Raw genomic sequence first — 19,456 nt, 5'->3', positions numbered from 1 at the left:
TGTGGTTAATTATTACCGTTGGGTTCCTGTATTTCTGGCATGGCAATCATAGCGGCCAAGAAAAAGCCCGGCGATTGCCGGGCTCTTCATACTGCAAGCGATGCTCAGGCAGTAAACGTCTTGCCTTCGAACTGCTCGGCAACGAACTTCCAGTTGACCAGGTTCCAGAACGCTTCCACATACTTTGGACGTACGTTGCGGTAGTCGATGTAGTACGCGTGTTCCCACACGTCGCAGGTCAGCAGCGGGGTATCGCCGCTGGTCAGCGGGTTGCCGGCGCCGATGGTGCTGGCCAGAGCCAGGGAACCGTCAGCCTTTTTCACCAGCCAGCCCCAACCGGAACCGAAGGTGCCGACGGAGGTTTTGGTGAACTCTTCCTTGAACTTGTCGAACGAACCGAACGCCGCGTTGATGGCTTCAGCCAGTGCGCCGGTAGGTTGGCCGCCGGCGTTTGGCGCCAGGCAGTTCCAGTAGAAGGTGTGGTTCCAGACCTGAGCGGCGTTGTTGAAGATGCCGCCCGAAGAGGATTTGACGATCTCTTCCAGGGTCTTGCCTTCGAACTCGGTGCCAGGCACCAGGTTGTTCAGGTTCACGACATAGGTGTTGTGGTGCTTGTCGTGGTGGTACTCCAAGGTTTCCTTGGAGATGTGCGGCTGCAGGGCATCGTGTGCGTAGGGCAGCGGCGGCAATTCGAAAGCCATGATGATTCTCCTAATCAGGTCAGTTGCGGTGAGCGCAAGGCCGATCACGGGCGGCCAAACATGCGCCGGGGAGTTTGTACTCTTTGCGGCGCAGGGGCAGGATCATAGCACCGGGGGTGTGGCAAAACCACGCAACAACTGTGTGGGATAGAGGTTCCAGAGCGTTTTGGAATATTGCTCACGCGCTGATCAATTGATAGGCCACGCTGAACATCATGATCGCCACCAGCAGGTCCAGCAGGCGCCAGGTCGATGGACGCGCCAGCCACGGAGCCAACCAGGCCGCGCCGAGTGCTAGAGTGGCGAACCACAGGAACGACGCGCTGGCGGCGCCGGCGACATAGGCGCCAGGCTCGGTTTGCTGAGCGCCCAACGAGCCGATCAGCAACACGGTATCCAGATACACATGGGGATTGAGCAATGTCACCGCCAGTGCGCTCAGCAGCACCGCGCGCAATGAGCGGACCTTGAGACTGCCGCCTTGCTCCAGGCTCTGCTTGGAAAACGCCCGGCGCAGCGCCAAAGTGCCGTACCACAGCAAGAACGCGGCACCGCCCCAGCGTGCAATTGCCAGCAGCAACGGGTTTTGCGCCAGCACTGTCGCCAGGCCAAACACCCCGGCGGCCACTAGAATTGCATCGCAGACCACGCACAGTGCCGCCACGGGCAAGTGATGTTCACGGCGCAGGCTCTGCGCCAATACAAAGGCGTTTTGCGAGCCGATCGCCATGATCAACCCCAGCGCGACCAACAGACCGTTCAGATAGCTTTGCCACATAAGGTTTACTCCGCGGTCGCCGCCAATTGGCGCAGTACAGCCATGGCGCGCTCGGCATCGGCGCGGCCGACAAACAGGTGATCGTGGTAATAGCCGGCAATCACGTTGCAACTGATGCTGGCCTTGCCCAGGGCGCTGGCGAAAGCGGCGGTCAGGCCCACGGCTTCCAGGGCCGAATGCACGTTCAAGGTGATCCATGCGGCGACGTACTCGAACGCCAGCCCGGCCTGTTCTGCCTGCTGACGTTCGACGATGAGGGTCAGGCCCTCCTGCTCACGGAAACTGCCGATGACCTCGCAGGCTGGCGGGATACGGCCGTCGGGCAGGGTACAAAATACGTAGTCACCCTCATTGAGGTGTGGGCTCATGCTGCGCAGCAGCGTTGCCAGTGCGGTTTCGCCGGCCATAGGCGGGGTTCCTTATAAAGAGAAGCAATGCTGGCTATTCTCCCGGCGCAAGCTGTATAAGAAAAACCAATATTGCTGATCGCTCATTAGAGAAACTGATGTTCGACTATAAATTGCTCTCTGCCCTGGCGGCGGTGGTAGAACAGGCTGGCTTCGAACGCGGTGCGCAGGTGCTGGGGGTGTCGCAGTCGGCGATTTCCCAGCGCATCAAACTGCTGGAGGCGCGTATTGGCCAACCGGTGCTGGTGCGGGCTACGCCGCCGGCGCCCACGGAGATCGGCCGTCGCCTGCTTAACCATGTGCAACAGGTGCGTTTGCTGGAACGTGACCTGCAGAGTCAGGTGCCGGCGCTGGACGAAGAGGGCATGCCCGAGCGCCTGCGTATCGCCTTGAATGCCGACAGCTTGGCCACTTGGTGGGCTGAGGCGGTCAGTGGGTTTTGCGCCGAGCAGCACTTGCTGCTGGATCTGGTGGTGGAAGACCAGGCCGTCAGCCTCAAGCGCATGCGCGCCGGTGAGGTAGCGGCCTGCATCTGCGCCAGCGAGCGTCCGGTGGCCGGCGCGCGTAGCCTGTTGCTGGGCGCCATGCGTTATCGCGCACTGGCAAGCCCGGCCTTTATTGCGCGGCACTTTGCCGGCGGTGTGCGTGCCGATCAGTTGGCCCGCACCCCGGCGCTGGTGTTTGGCCCGGATGATTTCCTGCAACACCGTTACCTGGCGTCGCTCGGTGTGGATGGCGGTTTCGAACACCATTTATGCCCCTCGTCCGAAGGCTTTATTCGCCTGACGGAAGCTGGGCTGGGCTGGGGCCTCGTCCCCGAACTACAGGTGCGCGACCAGTTGCAAAAAGGCGTGTTGGTGGAGTTATTGCCAGATAAGCCGATCGATGTGCCGTTGTACTGGCATCATTGGCGCAGTGGCGGGCAATTGCTGAACTTGTTGACTGACCATTTGGCCCACGCGTGCGGCCAATGGTTGGTGCCGTTGGACTGACGGCGTGCGTCAAGGCAACCGCGATGAAAAATGAAAGAACACGGGGTAATACATGAAGATTCTGGTCACCGGCGCAAGCGGCTTCATCGGCGGGCGCTTTGCGCGTTTCGCCCTGGAGCAGGGCCTGGACGTGCGGGTCAACGGGCGACGCGCCGAAGGTGTAGAGCACCTGGTGCGGCGTGGCGCCGAGTTTATCCAAGGTGATCTGAATGACGCCGACCTGGTGCGCGACCTGTGCCGAGACGTGGAGGCCGTGGTGCACTGCGCCGGCGCCGTGGGGCTGTGGGGCAAGTATCAGGACTTCCATCAAGGCAATGTGCTGGTCACCGAAAACGTGGTCGAAGCCTGCCTCAAGGAGCGGGTCCGGCGTCTGGTGCATTTGTCCTCGCCGTCGATCTACTTTGACGGCCGCGACCACTTGGGCCTGACTGAAGAGCAAGTGCCCAAGCGCTTCAAGCATCCCTATGCCGCTACCAAATACCTGGCGGAACAAAAAGTGTTCGGCGCCCAGGAGTTCGGTCTTGAGGTGCTGGCGCTGCGCCCGCGCTTCGTGACGGGGGCCGGCGATATGAGCATCTTCCCGCGCTTGCTGAACATGCAGCGCAAGAACCGCCTGGCGATCGTCGGCGACGGCCTGAACAAGGTCGACTTCACCAGCGTGCACAACCTCAATGAAGCGCTGCTCAGCAGTTTGCTCGCCGCCGGATCGGCACTGGGCAAGGCCTACAACATCAGTAATGGCGCGCCGGTGCCGGTGTGGGATGTGGTGAACTACGTGATGCGCCAAATGCAGTTGCCCCAGGTCACACGGTATCGTTCCTACGGTTTGTCCTACAGCGTGGCAGCGTTGAACGAGGCATTTTGTGCGATCTGGCCCGGTCGACCGGAGCCTGCCTTGTCGCGCCTGGGGATGCAGGTCATGAACAAAGATTTCACCCTCGACATCAGTCGGGCCAGGCATTATCTGGACTATGAGCCCAAGGTCAGCCTGTGGACCGCCCTCGACGAGTTCTGCGGCTGGTGGAAGGCTCAGGATCCGGGCACCCGGTAAGGTCACAAGCGGCAACACACCGGGAACCGAATGTGGGGTTCCCGGTCGATCGGTGCGGCGGGGCGGCGGTTTATACTGCCGCCGCTCGGCGTTCCAGCCAGCCATTTCAATGATTCAGGGTTGATCCATGCGTAACGATGCCAACGACGATTTCGACAACGTTCCCAGCCTGCGGGCCGACCTTGGGGACGACGATGATTTCGAACCCACCCCGGCCACCTCGGTGCGTTCGCGCACGACGCCGGTGGTCAAGGTCAAGAGCGCCAATACCGGGCCGTTGTGGGCCTTGATCGGCGCGCTGCTGATCGCCTTCGCCGGCCTGGCCTGGTGGAGCTTCCAGCAGATTTCCCTGATGGGCCAGCAATTGGTTGCCACCCAGGAGAGCTTTGCGCGCATCAGCGAAGAAGCGGCCGGGCGCTTGCAGGACATTTCCGGCAAGGTTGTGGCCAGTGAAGCCAATGTGAACAACGGCAGCGAAGCGTTGAAATTGCAGATCCAGCAGTTGGAAAAGCAATTGCTGGAGCAGGGCAAGCAGCAACTCGGCGTGGCCGGCCAGGCCACCGAGCTGGACAAGCGCCTGGCTCAGATGACGGCCAGCACCACCGACTTGTCCAACGCCAATGCCAAGTTGCAAGGCCAGGTGCAAGCCCTCACCGACGCCGTGGCGACGCTCAAGGCCGCCCAGGGCGATACCGCCAAGCGCGACGCCGAGATCAAGGACCTGGTCGCCGACGTTGCCGCGCTAAAAAAGCAGGGTAACCCAAGCGCCGCCATTGCCCGCCTTGAGCAGGACCTGGTGGTGCTCAAGAGTGCGCAGGAGACTCAGCCACTCAACAGTGATGCGCCCACCAACAAGGAATTCGATGTGTTCCGCATCCAGACCACGCGCAATATCACTACCCTGCAAAGCCAGGTGCAGAACCTGCAGCGCCAGATCGCCGCACCGACGCAATAATCGCTTGAGGAAATGTCACCGTCCGGTGACATTTCCTATCCCCTTCGTTACATGCCCCCGCAAGGCCCTTGTTTAGACTCCGGTCATCCCACAAAAAACAATAAGGGCCGCCCCATGACCACCCAACCACTGCCCGCCAGCAGTTGGCTGAATGCACCTGCCCATCACGCTTGGCTCGCCGCCGAAGGCCAGCGCCTGCTGACATTCGCCAAAGCCTCGCGGCTGCCCGACGGCTTCGGCAACCTGGACGCCACCGGCCAGTTGCCCGCCGACGCTCACGCCGAAACCATGAACACCGCCCGCATGACCCACAGCTTCGCCATGGCCCATGCCATGGGCTTGCCCGGTTACGCCGAGCTGGTGGCTCATGGCGTTGCGGCCCTAAGCGGCCCGTTGCGGGACCCTGAACACGGCGGCTGGTTCGCCACGCCTCGTGCATTGGATGGCAACCGAGGTAAAGCCGCCTACCTGCACGCATTCGTGGCGCTGGCCGCCAGTTCTGCGGTGGTGGTCGGTGCGCCCGGCGCGCAGCAGTTGCTCACCGATGCTATCCATATCATCGACCAGTTTTTCTGGAGCGAAGAGGAGGGCGTGATGCTCGAATCCTTTGCCCAGGACTGGAGCGGGCTGGAGGCCTATCGCGGCGCCAACAGCAATATGCACGCTACCGAAGCCTTCCTCGCCCTGGCCGATGTCACCGGCGATACGCGCTGGCTGGACCGCGCGCTGCGGATCGTCGAGCGATTGATTCACCAGCATGCCGCCGGCAGCCAATTCATGGTGATCGAACACTTCGACGCCCATTGGCAACCCCTGCTGGCCTACAACGAAGACAACCCCGCCGATGGTTTCCGCCCCTATGGCATCACCCCCGGCCATGGTTTCGAATGGGCGCGGCTGATGCTGCACCTTGAGGCCGCGCGCCTGTATGCCGGGTTGCCCACCCCCGCGTGGCTGCTGGGTGACGCTAAGGGCCTGTTCACCAGTGCCAGCGAATACGCCTGGTCTGTGGACGGTGCGCCGGGAATTGTCTACACCCTGGACTGGAACCATCGCCCGGTGGTGCGCGAGCGCCTGCACTGGACCCACGCTGAAGCCAGCGCCGCCGCCCAGGCCCTGCTCAAGCGCACCGGCGAGTTGCACTACGAAACCTGGTACCGGCGGATCTGGGAATTCTGCGACAGCCACTTTATCGACCGCGTGCAGGGCAGTTGGCACCACGAGCTCAGCCCACATAACCAACCCAGCAGCAAGATTTGGGGCGGCAAGCCAGACCTGTACCATGCCTGGCAAGCGGTGGTGCTGCCTGCGCTGCCGCTGGCGCCCAGCATGACCAGCGCCTTGAGCGCCGGAAGCTATGTCACCAAGTGGTGACGTTTGTGCATCCCTTTGTTACCTGCGCCCCAAAAATCCATGTTTAAACTCCGTGCAGCGCAAGCCTAAGACTTGCATGCATAACAACAAAAAAAGGTACTCAGATGAACGCGATTAATCGCCTCGCCGTTGCTATTTCCGTTGCCTCGTTGTTCCCCCTCAGTGCATTTGCCGCCGACTCCAAAGGTACGGTTGAAGTGGTGCATTGGTGGACCTCGGGTGGCGAAAAAGCGGCTGTGGATGTCCTGAAGGCCCAAGTTGAGAAAGACGGTTTCACCTGGAAAGACGGTGCCGTCGCCGGCGGTGGTGGCGCGACTGCCATGACCGTGCTCAAAAGCCGCGCCGTCGCCGGCAACCCACCGGGCGTAGCCCAGATCAAAGGCCCCGACATCCAGGAATGGGCGTCCACCGGCCTGCTCGACACCGACGTGCTCAAAGACGTCGCCAAAGAAGAAAAGTGGGATTCGCTGCTCGACAAAAAAGTATCCGATACCGTGAAGTACGAAGGTGACTATGTCGCCGTACCGGTCAATATCCACCGTGTGAACTGGCTGTGGATCAACCCGCAAGTCTTCAAGAAAGCCGGCATCACCAAGAACCCGACCACCCTCGAAGAATTCTACGCAGCGGGCGACAAGCTCAAGGCCGCGGGTTTCATTCCGCTCGCCCACGGTGGCCAGCCTTGGCAGGACAGCACCGTGTTCGAAGCCGTAGTCCTGTCGGTGATGGGCGCCGATGGCTACAAGAAAGCCCTGGTCGACCTGGATAACGCCGCGCTGACCGGCCCGGAAATGGTCAAGGCCCTGACTGAGCTGAAGAAAGTCGCGACCTACATGGATGTCGACGGCAAGGGCCAGGACTGGAACCTGGAAGCCGGCAAAGTCATCAACGGCAAGGCCGGTATGCAGATCATGGGTGACTGGGCCAAGTCCGAATGGACCGCCGCCAAGAAAGTCGCCGGCAAGGATTACGAGTGCGTAGCCTTCCCGGGTACCGACAAAGCCTTCACCTACAACATCGACTCCCTGGCGGTGTTCAAGCAGAAAGACAAAGGCACTGCGGCCGGTCAGCAGGACATTGCCAAAGTCGTGCTGGGTGAAAACTTCCAGAAAGTCTTCAGCATCAACAAGGGTTCGATCCCTGTTCGAACTGACATGCTCAATGAAATGGACAAGCTCGGCTTCGATTCCTGCGCCCAGACCGCGGCCAAGGACTTCCTGGCTGATGCCAAGACCGGCGGCCTGCAACCAAGCATGGCCCACAACATGGCCACCACCTTGGCTGTGCAAGGCGCGTTCTTCGATGTCGTGACCAACTACATCAACGACCCGAAAGCCGACCCGGCCGACACCGCCAAGAAACTCGGCGCTGCGATCAAGTCTGCCAAGTAGGAACTAGCTACAAGCTACAAGCTGCAAGCGGGCGCGGTATGTCTTGACGCTTGCCGCTTGTAGCTGCCTTCAGTCTTATTATTGGATTTCCCCATGAGTTCTGTTGCTGTGTTCAGCAAGGCCTCGCCGTTCGATGCATTGCAGCGCTGGCTACCTAAACTGGTGCTGGCGCCCAGCATGTTCATCGTGTTGGTCGGCTTCTATGGCTACATCCTTTGGACGTTTGTGCTGTCGTTCACCACGTCCACGTTCCTGCCCAACTATAAGTGGGCCGGTCTTGCCCAATACCAGCGTCTGTTCGACAACGACCGCTGGTGGGTGGCGAGCAAGAACTTGGCCGTGTTCGGTGGGATGTTCATCGGTATTACCCTGGTGATCGGCGTGCTGCTGGCGGTGTTCCTCGACCAGCGTATCCGTCGCGAAGGCTTTATCCGCACCATTTACCTGTACCCGATGGCGCTCTCGATGATCGTCACCGGTACGGCCTGGAAATGGCTGCTCAACCCAGGCATGGGCCTGGACAAACTCCTGCGTGACTGGGGCTGGGAAGGCTTCCGTCTGGATTGGCTGATCGACCCGGACCGCGTGGTCTACTGCCTGGTCATCGCCGCCGTGTGGCAAGCCTCCGGTTTCATCATGGCGATGTTCCTCGCCGGCCTGCGCGGTGTTGATCAGTCGATCATCCGTGCCGCCCAGATCGACGGTGCGAGCATGCCGCGTATTTATTGGAGCGTGGTGCTGCCGAGCCTGCGCCCAGTGTTCTTCAGTGCGGTGATGATCCTGGCGCACATTGCGATCAAGAGCTTCGACCTGGTGGCGGCCATGACCGCCGGCGGCCCGGGCTACTCGTCCGACCTGCCGGCGATGTTCATGTACTCGTTCACGTTCAGCCGTGGCCAGATGGGCATGGGCTCGGCCAGTGCCATCCTGATGCTCGGTGCGATCCTCGCGATCATCGTGCCGTACCTGTACTCCGAGCTGAGGACCAAGCGTCATGACTAGTCTCGCTGCCAAACCTTCCATCAGCCTGAGTCGCATCGCGATCTACGCGGTGCTGATCCTGGCGGTGTTGCTGTACCTGGTACCGCTGGTGGTGATGTTGCTGACCAGTTTCAAAACCCCCGAAGACATCAGCACCGGCAACCTGCTGAGCTGGCCCACCGTGGTCAGCGGTATCGGCTGGGTCAAGGCCTGGGCCACCGTGGATGGTTACTTCTGGAACTCGATCAAGATCACCGTGCCTGCGGTGCTGATTTCCACCGCCATCGGCGCGTTGAACGGTTACGTGCTGTCGATGTGGCGCTTCCGTGGTTCGCAGTTGTTCTTCGGCCTGTTGCTGTTCGGCTGCTTCCTGCCGTTCCAGACCGTGCTGCTGCCGGCGTCGTTCACCCTGGGCAAGATGGGCCTGGCCAGCACCACTACCGGTCTGGTGTTCGTGCATGTGGTCTATGGCCTGGCGTTCACCACACTGTTCTTCCGTAACTACTACGTCAGCATTCCGGATGCACTGGTGAAGGCAGCACGCCTAGACGGTGCGGGGTTCTTCACGATTTTCCGTAGGATCATTCTGCCGATGTCGACGCCGATCATCATGGTCTGCCTGATCTGGCAGTTCACTCAGATCTGGAACGACTTCCTGTTCGGTGTGGTGTTCTCCAGCGGCGACTCCCAGCCCATCACCGTGGCGCTGAACAACCTGGTCAACACCAGCACCGGGGCCAAGGAATATAACGTGGATATGGCGGCGGCGATGATCGCCGGGCTGCCGACCCTGCTGGTCTATGTGATCGCAGGCAAGTATTTCGTGCGCGGCCTCACGGCCGGCGCGGTCAAGGGGTAATCATGGCTACGCTCGAACTTCGCAATGTAAACAAGACCTATGGCCCCGGCCTGCCCGACACCTTGAAGAACATCGAACTGTCGATCAAGGAAGGCGAGTTTCTGATCCTGGTCGGCCCATCGGGTTGCGGTAAATCCACGCTGATGAACTGTATCGCGGGCCTGGAAACCATCACCGGTGGCGCGATCATGATCGGTGATCAGGACGTCAGCGGCATGAGCCCCAAGGATCGCGACATCGCCATGGTGTTCCAGTCCTACGCCCTGTACCCAACCATGAGCGTGCGCGAGAACATCGAGTTCGGCCTGAAAATCCGCAAGATGCCCCAGGCCGATATCGACGCCGAAGTGGCGCGCGTGGCCAAGCTGCTGCAGATCGAACATTTGCTCAACCGCAAGCCGGGCCAGCTTTCCGGCGGCCAGCAACAGCGCGTGGCCATGGGCCGTGCCCTGGCGCGTCGGCCGAAGATCTACCTGTTCGACGAACCGCTGTCCAACCTCGACGCCAAGCTGCGGGTTGAGATGCGCACCGAAATGAAGCTGATGCACCAGCGCCTCAAGACCACCACGGTCTACGTGACTCACGACCAGATCGAAGCGATGACCCTGGGCGACAAAGTGGCGGTGATGAAGGACGGCATCATCCAGCAATTCGGCACGCCGAAGGAAATTTACAACGACCCGGCTAACCTGTTTGTGGCAAGCTTTATCGGTTCACCACCGATGAACTTCGTTCCTATGCGTCTAAAACGCAAAGACGGGAAGTTGGTAGCGCTGCTCGACAGCGGTCAAGCCCGTTGCGAATTGCCACTGGGGATGAACGACGCCGGTCTGGAAGACCGCGATGTGATCCTGGGCCTGCGCCCGGAGCAAATCGTGCTGGCGGCAGGGGAGGGCAATGGCTCGTCGAGTATTCGCGCCGAAGTCCAGGTTACCGAGCCTACCGGCCCGGACACCCTGGTGTTCGTGCAGCTCAATGACACCAAAGTCTGCTGCCGCCTGGCACCGGATGTGGCACCGCAAGTGGGCGAGACCCTGACCCTGCAGTTCGACCCGGCCAAGGTGCTGCTGTTTGACGCCAACACTGGCGAGCGTTTGGGCACTGCCGCCGCGTTGCCTGCTCAGGTGCCTGCCGACAACGTGACCCAGTTCAAGGGCCGTTGATCGAGATAACTTGTTGTTTTGATTAAAAAAATGTAACCCACGTTAGATAAAAACAGTTTAATAACAATAAAGACGAGGATGTAGGGATGAAAAAGCAACACAACAACACTCGGCTGATCTGCCAACTGTCAGCAGCAGCAGCCCTGGTATTGTCCGCCAATGCGATGGCGGCCGATGCATTCAGCGCCGATTCCAAGTGGATGACCGGCGACTGGGGTGGCGAGCGTACTAAGCTGATCGAGCAAGGTATCGACATCAAGGCCGATTACGTCGGGGAAATGGGCTACAACGCCCGCGGTGGTTACAACAACGACAAGACCGGTCGCTACTCCGACCAGTTCGGTCTGGGTGTGGCGCTGGACCTGCAAAAACTGTGGGGCTGGGATAACACCCAGGCCAAGATCCAGTTGACCAATCGTAACGGCCAGAACATCTCCAACGACCGTATTGGCGACCCGCGTGCCGGCACGCTGAGTTCGTCCCAAGAAGTGTATGGCCGTGGCCATATGGTGCGTCTGACCCAGTTCTGGATCCAGCACCAGATGTTCGACAACAAGTTGGACGTGAAACTGGGCTACTTCGGTGAAGGCGAAGACTTCAACACCTTCCCATGCGACTTCCAGAACCTGTCGTTCTGCGGCTCCCAGGTCGGTAACTACGTCAACACCTGGTACAACTGGCCAGTCAGCCAGGCGGCTATCCGCGTCAAGTACAACATCACCCCTGAGCTGTATGCCCAGATCGGTGCCTACAACCAGAACCCGTCGCAGCTTGAACACGGCAACGGCTTCAAACTCAGCGGCAGTGGTACCAAAGGTACTGTGATCCCGGTGGAATTGGTCTGGTCGCCGAAAGTGAATAACCTGCCGGGCGAATACCGTGTGGGTTACTACAAGAGCGCCGCCGATGCTCCGGATGTGCGTAAAGACGTCAACGGTGGCGATGCGGTCCTCAGTGGTGCTGACTTCCGTACCCGCAGCAGCAAAAAAGGCTACTGGTTCGTTGCGCAACAGCAACTCACCACCCATAACGGCGACGCGTCGCGCGGCCTGAACATCGCAGCCAACGCCACGTTCCACGACAAGGAAACCAACCTTGTCGACAACTATCAGTCGCTCATGCTGGTGTACAAAGGCCCATTCGATGCGCGTCCAAAAGACGACGTCGGTATTGGTGCCGCGCGCCTGCATGTCAACAATGACGTCAAGCGCAACTCGGAACTGCTCAATGCCGCTAACGGCGTCAGCGACTATGACAACCCGCTGTACACGCCGATTCGTGAAACCGAATACAACTTCGAACTCAACTACGGCTTCCACGTTACCAACTGGCTGACCGTACGTCCCAACCTGCAATACGTCGTGCAGCCTGGCGGCGTGGACAAAGTCGACAACGCGCTGGTAGCGGGTCTGAAAATTCAGTCTACGTTCTAACGCTGTTGCGATAAGCTCCTTCTCTCTGTGCGCATTTGCGGATAGCCATGGCTATCCGCTTTTTTTTGCGCAGCACTGTGATACAGGACCGTGGCACATGCATGAGCATCCGCTGCAACGCTTTTTCAAATCCCTGCGCGAACGTCCGGTGTTCGCCTGGGAACGCTTTCAGATGCGCGACGTGTTGGTGATCGATCATCCGCTGTGCCAGGCGGTATTCAGTCGCCAGGGCGCGCAACTGTTGCATTTTCAGCCGCGTGGTCAGAAGCCCTGGCTGTGGTGCGCGGCCAAGTGGCCGCAGGTCGGTGCCATTCGTGGCGGCGTGCCGGTGTGCTGGCCATGGTATGGCCGTCACCCAAGCGAAAACGCCTGGCCGTCCCATGGCTGGGCGCGCCTGATCGACTGGAAACTGCTCGATAGCTCCAGCGATGACGAAGGCGTGAACCTGCACTGGCAACTGCAACTGTGCGACTGGCAGGTGGACCTGCACGCGCACCTGGGGGCTACCTTGGAATTGCGCCTGAGCACCGAGCATCAGGACGAACTGCCGTGCCAGTTGAGCCATGCGTTGCACGCTTACTGGCGTATTGGTCACGTTGATGAGGTAGCGCTGTCTGGGCTCGAAGGCGCGCAAGGTTACGATCAGCTCAACCGCCAGATGTGCCAGCAGGAGGGCGAGTTGCGCGTAGAGGGCGGATGCCAGCGGGTGTTCCAGCACGAAGGCGAACTGCACCTCAAGGATCACGCCTGGCAGCGCGAACTGTGCATCGACACGGGCGAGAGTGCCGACACTGTGGTGTGGCATCCGGGCAGCCGACCGCTATTGGGCGTGAGTTTTAACGAGGCGTCGGGGTTTGTGTGTGTGGAGTCGGCGATGGCCGGGGCCAGTTTGGCGCCGGGGGAGCGGGCGCACCTGAGTTTGCAGGCTCGGGCTGGAGTCTAGCGTTGTTGCTTATGGCTTCATCGCGGGCAAGCCCGTTCCTACATTTGGAACGCATTGCCCTGTGGGAGCGGGCGCACCTGAGTTTGCAAGCTCGGGCTGGAGTTTAGCGTTGTTGCTTGTGGCCTCATCGGGGGCATGCCCGCTCCCACATTTGGAACGCATTGCCCTGTGGGAGCGGGCTTGCTCGCGATGGCGGCGGTACTGCTGGTAGAGATTCGAGCTTAGTTAAACTCATCCCCCACCGGATACCGGCTGTCATTCAGACTCTCTTTGATCTTGCGCAAGTGCGGCTGGAAATCCACCCCGCGACGCAATGTCATGCCGGTGGCCAGCACATCCAGCACGGTCAGTTGGATGATCCGCGACGTCATCGGCATGTAGATATCCGTGTCTTCCGGGAGTGGAATATTCAGGCTCACCGTACTGGCCTTGGCCAGCGGTGAGTTCTCGGCGGTCACGCCCAGCACGGAGGCGCCGTTACTGCGTGCGATACGCGCCACTTCCACCAGCTCGCGGGTACGCCCGGTGTAGGAAATGATCACGAACAGCTCACCGGTATGGGCCACCGAGGCGATCATGCGCTGCATCAGTACGTCGGCGTGGGCGGTGACCGCCAGGTTGAAACGGAAGAACTTATGCAGGGCGTCCATGGCCACCGGGGCCGAAGCACCGAGGCCGAAGAAGTGGATCTGCCGAGCCTGGATCAGCAGGTCCACGGCCTTGCTGATCAGGTTCGGGTCCAGGGCCTGGCAGGCGCTGTCCAAGGAGGCGATGGCACTGCCAAAGATCTTCTGCGTGTAGGCCTCCGGGTTATCATCGGCCTCCACGGCGCGGCTGACATAAGCCGCGCCACTGGCCAGGCTTTGCGCCAACTGCAATTTGAGTTCAGGGTAACCGCTCACGCCGAATGAACGGCAGAAACGGTTGACCGTCGGTTCACTGACCGAGGCGGCCTGGGCGAGGGCGGCGATCGAGAAGCGTGTGGCCTGCTGCGGGTTGAGCAGGATGACTTCAGCGACTTTGCGCTCTGCCTTGTTCAAGTCTTCGAGGCGGCTCTGGATCTGCTCCAGAAGATTTCGCACGCGGTCCATTCAGTCTTTCCTTCGGGCGACGATGCAAATTAAGGGCGGCAAGCAATCGACGAGCGGCCTTTTGCGGTGGCCTATCCTACTGAGGGTAGCTGAACACCACCACTCGCAATGCGTATTTCGGGAAAATGTTGTGGTTATTACTACATTTTTCCTTGAGTGATACCTTGAAAAAAGGTATTTGTAGCTTAACTTGATAAAAGAACAAACATCATGCCTTCGATAACCGTGGAACCCTGCACCTTTGCCCTGTTTGGCGCCTTGGGTGATCTGGCGCTACGCAAGTTATTTCCTGCCCTCTATCAGTTGGATGGTGCAGGTCTGTTGCACGAAGACACGCGCATCCTGGCTTTGGCCCGTGAAGCCGGCTCCGAGCAGCAGCATCTGGCCCATATCGAAAAAGAACTGCGTAAATACGTCGGCAAGGAACTGGACGACAGCATCGCCCAGCGTTTCCTGGCGCGTCTGACCTACGTCCATGTCGACTTTATGAAAGCCGACGACTACGTGGCCCTGGCTGAAAAAGCCGGCACCGAACAACGCCTGATCGCCTACTTCGCCACTCCGGCGGCGGTGTATGGCGCGATCTGCGAGAATTTGTCCAAGGTCGGCCTGGCGGACAACACCCGCGTGGTGCTGGAAAAACCCATCGGTTCGGACCTGGAGTCCTCGCGCAAGGTCAACGACGCCGTGGCGCAGTTTTTCCCGGAAAACCGCACCTACCGCATCGACCATTACCTGGGCAAAGAGACCGTTCAAAACCTGATTGCGCTGCGTTTTGCCAACAGCCTGTTCGAGACCCAGTGGAACCAGCACTACATTTCCCACGTAGAAATTACCGTGGCGGAGCAAGTGGGCATTGAAGGTCGTTGGGGTTATTTCGACAAAGCCGGCCAGCTGCGGGACATGATCCAGAATCACCTGTTGCAGCTGCTTTGCCTGATCGCCATGGACCCACCGGCCGACCTGTCCGCCGACAGCATCCGTGACGAGAAGGTCAAGGTGCTCAAGGCCCTGGCGCCGATCAGCCCGGACGGCCTTACCACCCAAGTGGTGCGTGGCCAGTACATCGCCGGCTACAGCGCCGGCAAGCCGGTGCCGGGATACCTGGAAGAAGAAAACTCCAACACCCAGAGCGACACCGAAACCTTCGTCGCCTTGCGTGCCGATATCCGTAACTGGCGTTGGGCCGGTGTGCCGTTCTACCTGCGTACCGGCAAGCGCATGCCGCAAAAGCTGTCGCAGATCGTTATCCACTTCAAGGAACCGTCCCACTATATCTTCGCCCCCGAGCAGCGCCTGCAGATCAGCAACAAACTGATCATCCGCCTGCAACCGGACGAAGGGATTTCCTTGCGGGTAATGACCAAGGAGCAGGGCCTGGATAAAGGCATGCAACTGCGCAGCGGCCCGCTGCAACTGAATTTTTCCGACACCTACCGCAGTACGCGCATTCCGGATGCCTACGAGCGTTTGCTGTTGGAAGTGATGCGCGGCAATCAGAACCTGTTTGTTCGCAAAGATGAAATCGAAGCCGCGTGGAAGTGGTGTGACCAGTTGATCGCCGGTTGGAAAAAATCCGGTGATGCGCCCAAGCCGTATGCGGCGGGCTCCTGGGGGCCGATGAGCTCCATTGCACTGATCACGCGGGATGGGAGGTCATGGTATGGCGATATCTGAATTGAAACTGCCGCAGGGCGTCAGCGCCCATGAGTACCGTACGCCTGCGTTGCTGGCGGACGGTTTGGCTAACGATGTGGCCGAACAATTGCGCACGGCCATCAGCGCCCGTGGCGAAGCGACGCTGGTGGTGTCTGGTGGGCGCAGCCCGGTGGCGTTTTTCCAGAACCTGGCCAAGCAGGGCCTGGACTGGTCCAAGGTCACCATCACCCTCGCCGATGAGCGCTGGGTGCCGGTAGAGCATGCCGACAGCAATGCCGGCCTATTGAAGAAATATCTGCTGCAGGGCCCGGCCGCCAAGGCGCGGTTCCTCAGTTTGTACAGCGCCACCGCGAACCTGGAAGAGGCTGCCGAGCAGGCCGATCGCCTGCTGGCCGAACTGCCCGCCATCGATGTGCTGGTGCTGGGCATGGGCGATGACGGCCACACCGCGTCGTTGTTTCCAAACAGCCCGAACCTGAACGAAGCCCTGCAGCCCGACGGTACCCGCCGTTGCTGGCCCATGCTGGCGCCGACCGTGCCGCACCAGCGCCTGACCATGAGTCGCGCGTTGCTGGCCACGGCCCGCTACACCGTGCTGTCGATCTCCGGCAGTTCGAAATTGACCACTTTGAGCGCCGCGCTGGCCAGTGACGACGTCGCCGCCATGCCGATTCGCGCGTTTCTGCAACCTACTTTAGAGATTTACTGGTGCCCATGAGCCAAGGATCAGCCGCTATGAAAAGCCCTCAACCGACCGTGTCCATGGCGGATAAAGTTGCCTTGATCGACAGCCTCTGCGCCAAGGCGCGGATCCTGCCGGTGATCACCATCGCCCGCGAACAGGACATTCTGCCCCTGGCCGATGCCCTGGCGGCCGGCGGCCTGACGGCGCTGGAAGTGACCCTGCGTTCGGAGTTCGGCCTCAAGGCCATTCAGGTGCTGCGCGAGCAGCGCCCTGAACTGTGCACCGGCGCCGGCACCGTGTTGGATCGGCACATGCTGGAGGCCGCGGAAGTGGCCGGCTCGCAGTTTATCGTCACCCCCGGGATTACCCGCGACTTGCTCGAAGCCTCGGTGCACAGCCCGATCCCGCTGTTGCCGGGTATCAGCAATGCGTCCGGCATCATGGAAGGCTATGGCCTGGGCTACCGTCGTTTCAAATTGTTCCCCGCTGAAGTCAGCGGTGGCGTAGCGGCAATCAAGGCCCTGGGCGGCCCGTTCGGCGAAGTGAAATTCTGCCCGACCGGCGGCGTCGGCCCGGCCAATATCAAAAGCTACATGGCGTTGAAAAACGTGATGTGCGTGGGCGGCAGCTGGATGCTCGACCCAGAGTGGGTCAAGAACGGCGACTGGGCACGCATCCAGGAAGTTACCGCCCAGGCCCTGGCGCTGTTGGATTGATCTGATTTACCGAATCGTTGTTGCTGTGCTTAACGGCATTTTTGCGGTGCACTTGGTCGGTGTACCGCTTTTTTTTGCCTGCAATAAAACTGCGCCTGCTTTTATAGAGGGCTGCGGTGCAGTTCGGTGATGGCATTGGCCAGATGATGGATGTCCGCCACCGAGGTGACCAACCCGGGGGTGATCCGGATACACGTCCCGAACGAGGCCCCGACACGGGTCGTGGTGAAGACGTTGTAGTCCTTGAGCAAACGGTCCGCCATCGCCTGCTGGTCCCGACCGCTGAATTTGAAAGCACTAATCCCGCAATACAGCCTCGGGTCATCCGGCGTCAGCACCTCGATCCCCGGCAATGACCGTACCTGGCTCACCCATGTATCCCGCAGGTAATTGACCCGCGCACCTTTGGCAGCCGCGCCACCCAGTGCGCGATGCTCATCCAATACCAGTGGCAAGGTCATCAGCGCCGGAAAATTCGGCGTGCTGTAGGACGTCCGCGCGCGTACATCGGTGATGGGGTAGTGGAACTCGCCCATGTCCGGGTCGATATCGGCCAGGCGCTCGGGGGCGATATACAGGAAGCCCAGGGTCAACGGTGCGCCGATCCATTTGTGCAGGTTGAACCCGGCGAACTGGATGCCCAGATCGGCCAAGTTGAAGTCGATCTGGCCAAGGGCGTGGGCACCGTCGAGGATCACGTCAACACCGTGCGTCCGTGCCGCCTGAGCAATGGCGGCCACTGGCATTACCAGCCCGGTGCGATGGGTAACGTGGGTCATGGCCATCAGCTTGAGACGCGGGTATTGGGCGAAGGCATCACGATAGGTCTGTAGCAGGCTGTCGAAACTGGCCGGATGGGCGTGGGACAGTTCGATAACCTCCACACCGCGATGCGCCGCCAGCCAGCGCATCGCGCCCTTGACCGTGTCGTACTCCAGATCGCTGATCAGCACTTGGTCACCCGGTTGCAGGCGGTTGTAGTTGCGGATCAGCGACTGCAAGGCTTCGGTGGCGTTGCGGGTGAATGCCACCGACTCGGGTTCCACCTCTATCAAGGCGGCGAGCTGGCGCCGGATCTCGATGTTTTCGCCCTGTTCGAAACGCTGGCGCACATACACCGCATTGCTGCGGTTGATAAACGCCACATGCTCCAGGTACTGGGCCTGCACCGCGCGGCTCATGCGGCCGAAGTAACCGTTCTCAAGATTGATAGGGCCTGGCTCGCAGTCATAGCGTTGAGCGATGGCTTGCCAATGCGCTTCGTTTTGGGCGTTGCTGGGCATGGGTGGGCTCTTAATGGCGTGGGGCAGGCTTGCCGTGTTTGGCGCGCAGCGGTTCGAGCAGTTCTGACAGACCGTTGTGGTCAATTTCCTGCATCAGCGCCAGCAGACCACCCAATTCGCCGTGGGGGAAACCTTCGCGAGCGAACCAGTTCAGGTAGGGGCCTGGCAAGTCGGCAATGATCCGCCCTTTGTATTTGCCGAAAGGCATTTCGCGGGTGATCAACAGTTCGAGCTTTTCCGGGTTCATGAACGTCAGACGGTTACGAGAGGAGCTTGGAAAATACAGGCATTCTGCATGAAGGCCAAATGACAGATCATGCAAATAACGTACATACAGATGGTTCAATATTTCGTAAATGATTGAATTTAAACAATAAAGTTATTTTTTAAAACCTGGCACGGGCGCTGCAATCATTAAGACAACCTTTCTCAACCCACATAAGGAATTGGAAAATGACTGACATCAACAAAGAATCGATCTCCGTACTTAACGACCTGATCGAAACCAGCATCGACGGCCAAAAAGGCTTTAAAGAGTGCGCTGAAGATATTAAGCACCCAGAACTCAAGGCGCTGTTTGCTAAGCGTTCTGCCGATTGCGCCACCGCTGCCGCCGAGCTGAAAACCGCCGTGCGTGCCTTGGGTGGCGATCCGGAAGATTCCGGCAGCGTTGCCGGCGCACTGCACCGTGGCTGGGTCGACGTGAAGTCGATGGTTACCGGTAAAGATGAAGAGGCTGTGCTGAACGAAGCCGAGCGCGGTGAAGACCACGCACTGAAGGCTTATCGTGAAGCGATCGAGAAGATCAACAAGCACAACCTGCTGGGCATTCGTGACTTGGTTGAGCGTCAGTACCACGGCGTGCAACGCAATCACGACCAGGTTAAAGCCCTGCGTAACCAGGCTCGCGCTCAGTCGTAAGCTTACCGCCTAGTCAATGTGGGATGGGGCTTGCCCCCGATAGCGGTGAATCAGTCGATGTTTGAATGACTGA

Annotated in this window: 20 protein-coding genes; 14 read left to right on the top strand and 6 right to left on the bottom strand. The window is 59.9% G+C overall.

Annotated elements, in window-relative coordinates:
* Positions 1-104 precede the first annotated feature (104 nt).
* The 3 genes from ACFZPT_RS11890 to ACFZPT_RS11880 form a co-directional block, all read right to left on the bottom strand.
* Complete coding sequence (locus ACFZPT_RS11890) at positions 105-701, bottom strand: superoxide dismutase (RefSeq protein WP_003212997.1); 597 nt, start codon at positions 699-701, stop codon at positions 105-107.
* Positions 702-879: 178 nt separating this feature from the next.
* Complete coding sequence (locus ACFZPT_RS11885; RefSeq protein ID WP_034100080.1) at positions 880-1,479, bottom strand: LysE/ArgO family amino acid transporter; 600 nt, start codon at positions 1,477-1,479, stop codon at positions 880-882.
* A gap of 5 nt (positions 1,480-1,484) precedes the next feature.
* Positions 1,485-1,886 (bottom strand): ACT domain-containing protein, encoded by a 402-nt coding sequence (locus ACFZPT_RS11880; protein WP_034114966.1) that lies wholly within the window; start codon positions 1,884-1,886, stop codon positions 1,485-1,487.
* A 98-nt stretch (positions 1,887-1,984) separates the two neighbouring features.
* Between ACFZPT_RS11880 and ACFZPT_RS11875 the strand changes: the two genes are divergently transcribed.
* The 10 genes from ACFZPT_RS11875 (at position 1,985) to ACFZPT_RS11830 (ending at position 13,028) form a co-directional block, all read left to right on the top strand.
* Complete coding sequence (locus ACFZPT_RS11875; RefSeq protein WP_034114965.1) at positions 1,985-2,878, top strand: LysR family transcriptional regulator ArgP; 894 nt, start codon at positions 1,985-1,987, stop codon at positions 2,876-2,878.
* A 52-nt stretch (positions 2,879-2,930) separates the two neighbouring features.
* Positions 2,931-3,929: an NAD(P)-dependent oxidoreductase gene (locus ACFZPT_RS11870; RefSeq protein ID WP_034114964.1), complete on the top strand. Its 999-nt coding sequence runs from the start codon at positions 2,931-2,933 to the stop codon at positions 3,927-3,929.
* Between the two features lie 127 nt (positions 3,930-4,056).
* A complete protein-coding gene (locus tag ACFZPT_RS11865) occupies positions 4,057-4,884 on the top strand; it encodes an ATPase (protein WP_034114963.1) in 828 nt (275 codons plus the stop codon).
* Between the two features lie 114 nt (positions 4,885-4,998).
* A complete protein-coding gene (locus ACFZPT_RS11860; RefSeq protein ID WP_034114962.1) occupies positions 4,999-6,258 on the top strand; it encodes an AGE family epimerase/isomerase in 1,260 nt (419 codons plus the stop codon).
* 104 nt (positions 6,259-6,362) lie between these two features.
* Positions 6,363-7,649 carry an ABC transporter substrate-binding protein gene (locus ACFZPT_RS11855; protein ID WP_034100070.1) on the top strand — a complete coding sequence of 429 codons (1,287 nt, stop codon included), beginning with the start codon at positions 6,363-6,365 and terminating at the stop codon, positions 7,647-7,649.
* A 93-nt stretch (positions 7,650-7,742) separates the two neighbouring features.
* Positions 7,743-8,651, top strand: a complete 909-nt coding sequence (locus tag ACFZPT_RS11850; RefSeq protein ID WP_034100069.1) for a carbohydrate ABC transporter permease — start codon at positions 7,743-7,745, stop codon at positions 8,649-8,651.
* Positions 8,644-9,489, top strand: a complete 846-nt coding sequence (locus ACFZPT_RS11845; protein WP_034100067.1) for a carbohydrate ABC transporter permease — start codon at positions 8,644-8,646, stop codon at positions 9,487-9,489. Before ACFZPT_RS11850 ends, ACFZPT_RS11845 begins: the two co-directional genes overlap by 8 nt.
* 2 nt (positions 9,490-9,491) lie before the next feature.
* Entirely contained in the window at positions 9,492-10,652 is a 1,161-nt protein-coding gene (locus ACFZPT_RS11840; RefSeq protein WP_034100065.1) for an ABC transporter ATP-binding protein, read from the top strand.
* Positions 10,653-10,738: 86 nt separating this feature from the next.
* Positions 10,739-12,085, top strand: coding sequence for a carbohydrate porin (locus ACFZPT_RS11835; protein ID WP_034114961.1), 1,347 nt, complete (start codon positions 10,739-10,741; stop codon positions 12,083-12,085).
* A 97-nt stretch (positions 12,086-12,182) separates the two neighbouring features.
* Positions 12,183-13,028, top strand: coding sequence for a D-hexose-6-phosphate mutarotase (locus tag ACFZPT_RS11830; RefSeq protein ID WP_034114960.1), 846 nt, complete (start codon positions 12,183-12,185; stop codon positions 13,026-13,028).
* Between the two features lie 221 nt (positions 13,029-13,249).
* Here ACFZPT_RS11830 and ACFZPT_RS11825 read toward each other — a convergent pair whose 3' ends face one another.
* Positions 13,250-14,110 carry a MurR/RpiR family transcriptional regulator gene (locus tag ACFZPT_RS11825; RefSeq protein ID WP_169868275.1) on the bottom strand — a complete coding sequence of 287 codons (861 nt, stop codon included), beginning with the start codon at positions 14,108-14,110 and terminating at the stop codon, positions 13,250-13,252.
* A gap of 219 nt (positions 14,111-14,329) precedes the next feature.
* Here ACFZPT_RS11825 and zwf point away from each other — a divergent pair, with 219 nt between their 5' ends.
* Genes zwf through ACFZPT_RS11810 form a run of 3 tightly spaced genes read left to right on the top strand, consistent with a single transcriptional unit; the run spans position 14,330 to position 17,179 of the window.
* Positions 14,330-15,796, top strand: coding sequence for a glucose-6-phosphate dehydrogenase (gene zwf / locus ACFZPT_RS11820; protein ID WP_034100057.1), 1,467 nt, complete (start codon positions 14,330-14,332; stop codon positions 15,794-15,796).
* Positions 15,783-16,496, top strand: a complete 714-nt coding sequence (gene pgl, locus ACFZPT_RS11815; protein WP_034100055.1) for a 6-phosphogluconolactonase — start codon at positions 15,783-15,785, stop codon at positions 16,494-16,496. Before zwf ends, pgl begins: the two co-directional genes overlap by 14 nt.
* 17 nt (positions 16,497-16,513) lie before the next feature.
* Positions 16,514-17,179 carry a bifunctional 4-hydroxy-2-oxoglutarate aldolase/2-dehydro-3-deoxy-phosphogluconate aldolase gene (locus tag ACFZPT_RS11810; RefSeq protein ID WP_026067364.1) on the top strand — a complete coding sequence of 222 codons (666 nt, stop codon included), beginning with the start codon at positions 16,514-16,516 and terminating at the stop codon, positions 17,177-17,179.
* 101 nt (positions 17,180-17,280) lie between these two features.
* Here the strand turns inward: ACFZPT_RS11810 and ACFZPT_RS11805 are convergent, their stop codons facing one another.
* Both ACFZPT_RS11805 and ACFZPT_RS11800 read right to left on the bottom strand, forming a co-directional pair.
* A complete protein-coding gene (locus ACFZPT_RS11805) occupies positions 17,281-18,462 on the bottom strand; it encodes an aminotransferase class V-fold PLP-dependent enzyme (protein WP_034114959.1) in 1,182 nt (393 codons plus the stop codon).
* A gap of 10 nt (positions 18,463-18,472) precedes the next feature.
* Positions 18,473-18,709 carry a DUF3820 family protein gene (locus ACFZPT_RS11800; RefSeq protein ID WP_003213031.1) on the bottom strand — a complete coding sequence of 79 codons (237 nt, stop codon included), beginning with the start codon at positions 18,707-18,709 and terminating at the stop codon, positions 18,473-18,475.
* Positions 18,710-18,915: 206 nt separating this feature from the next.
* On the opposite strand from ACFZPT_RS11800, the gene ACFZPT_RS11795 reads away from it, so the two are divergent.
* Positions 18,916-19,383, top strand: a complete 468-nt coding sequence (locus ACFZPT_RS11795; protein ID WP_003175720.1) for a PA2169 family four-helix-bundle protein — start codon at positions 18,916-18,918, stop codon at positions 19,381-19,383.
* Positions 19,384-19,456 lie beyond the last annotated feature (73 nt).

The organism is Pseudomonas sp. MD330_10, assembly GCF_042610415.1.
Lineage (GTDB): Bacteria > Pseudomonadota > Gammaproteobacteria > Pseudomonadales > Pseudomonadaceae > Aquipseudomonas > Aquipseudomonas rhodesiae.
The sequence above is the reverse complement of the archived record's forward strand: the minus strand, read 5'-3'. Positions and strand labels throughout refer to the sequence as shown.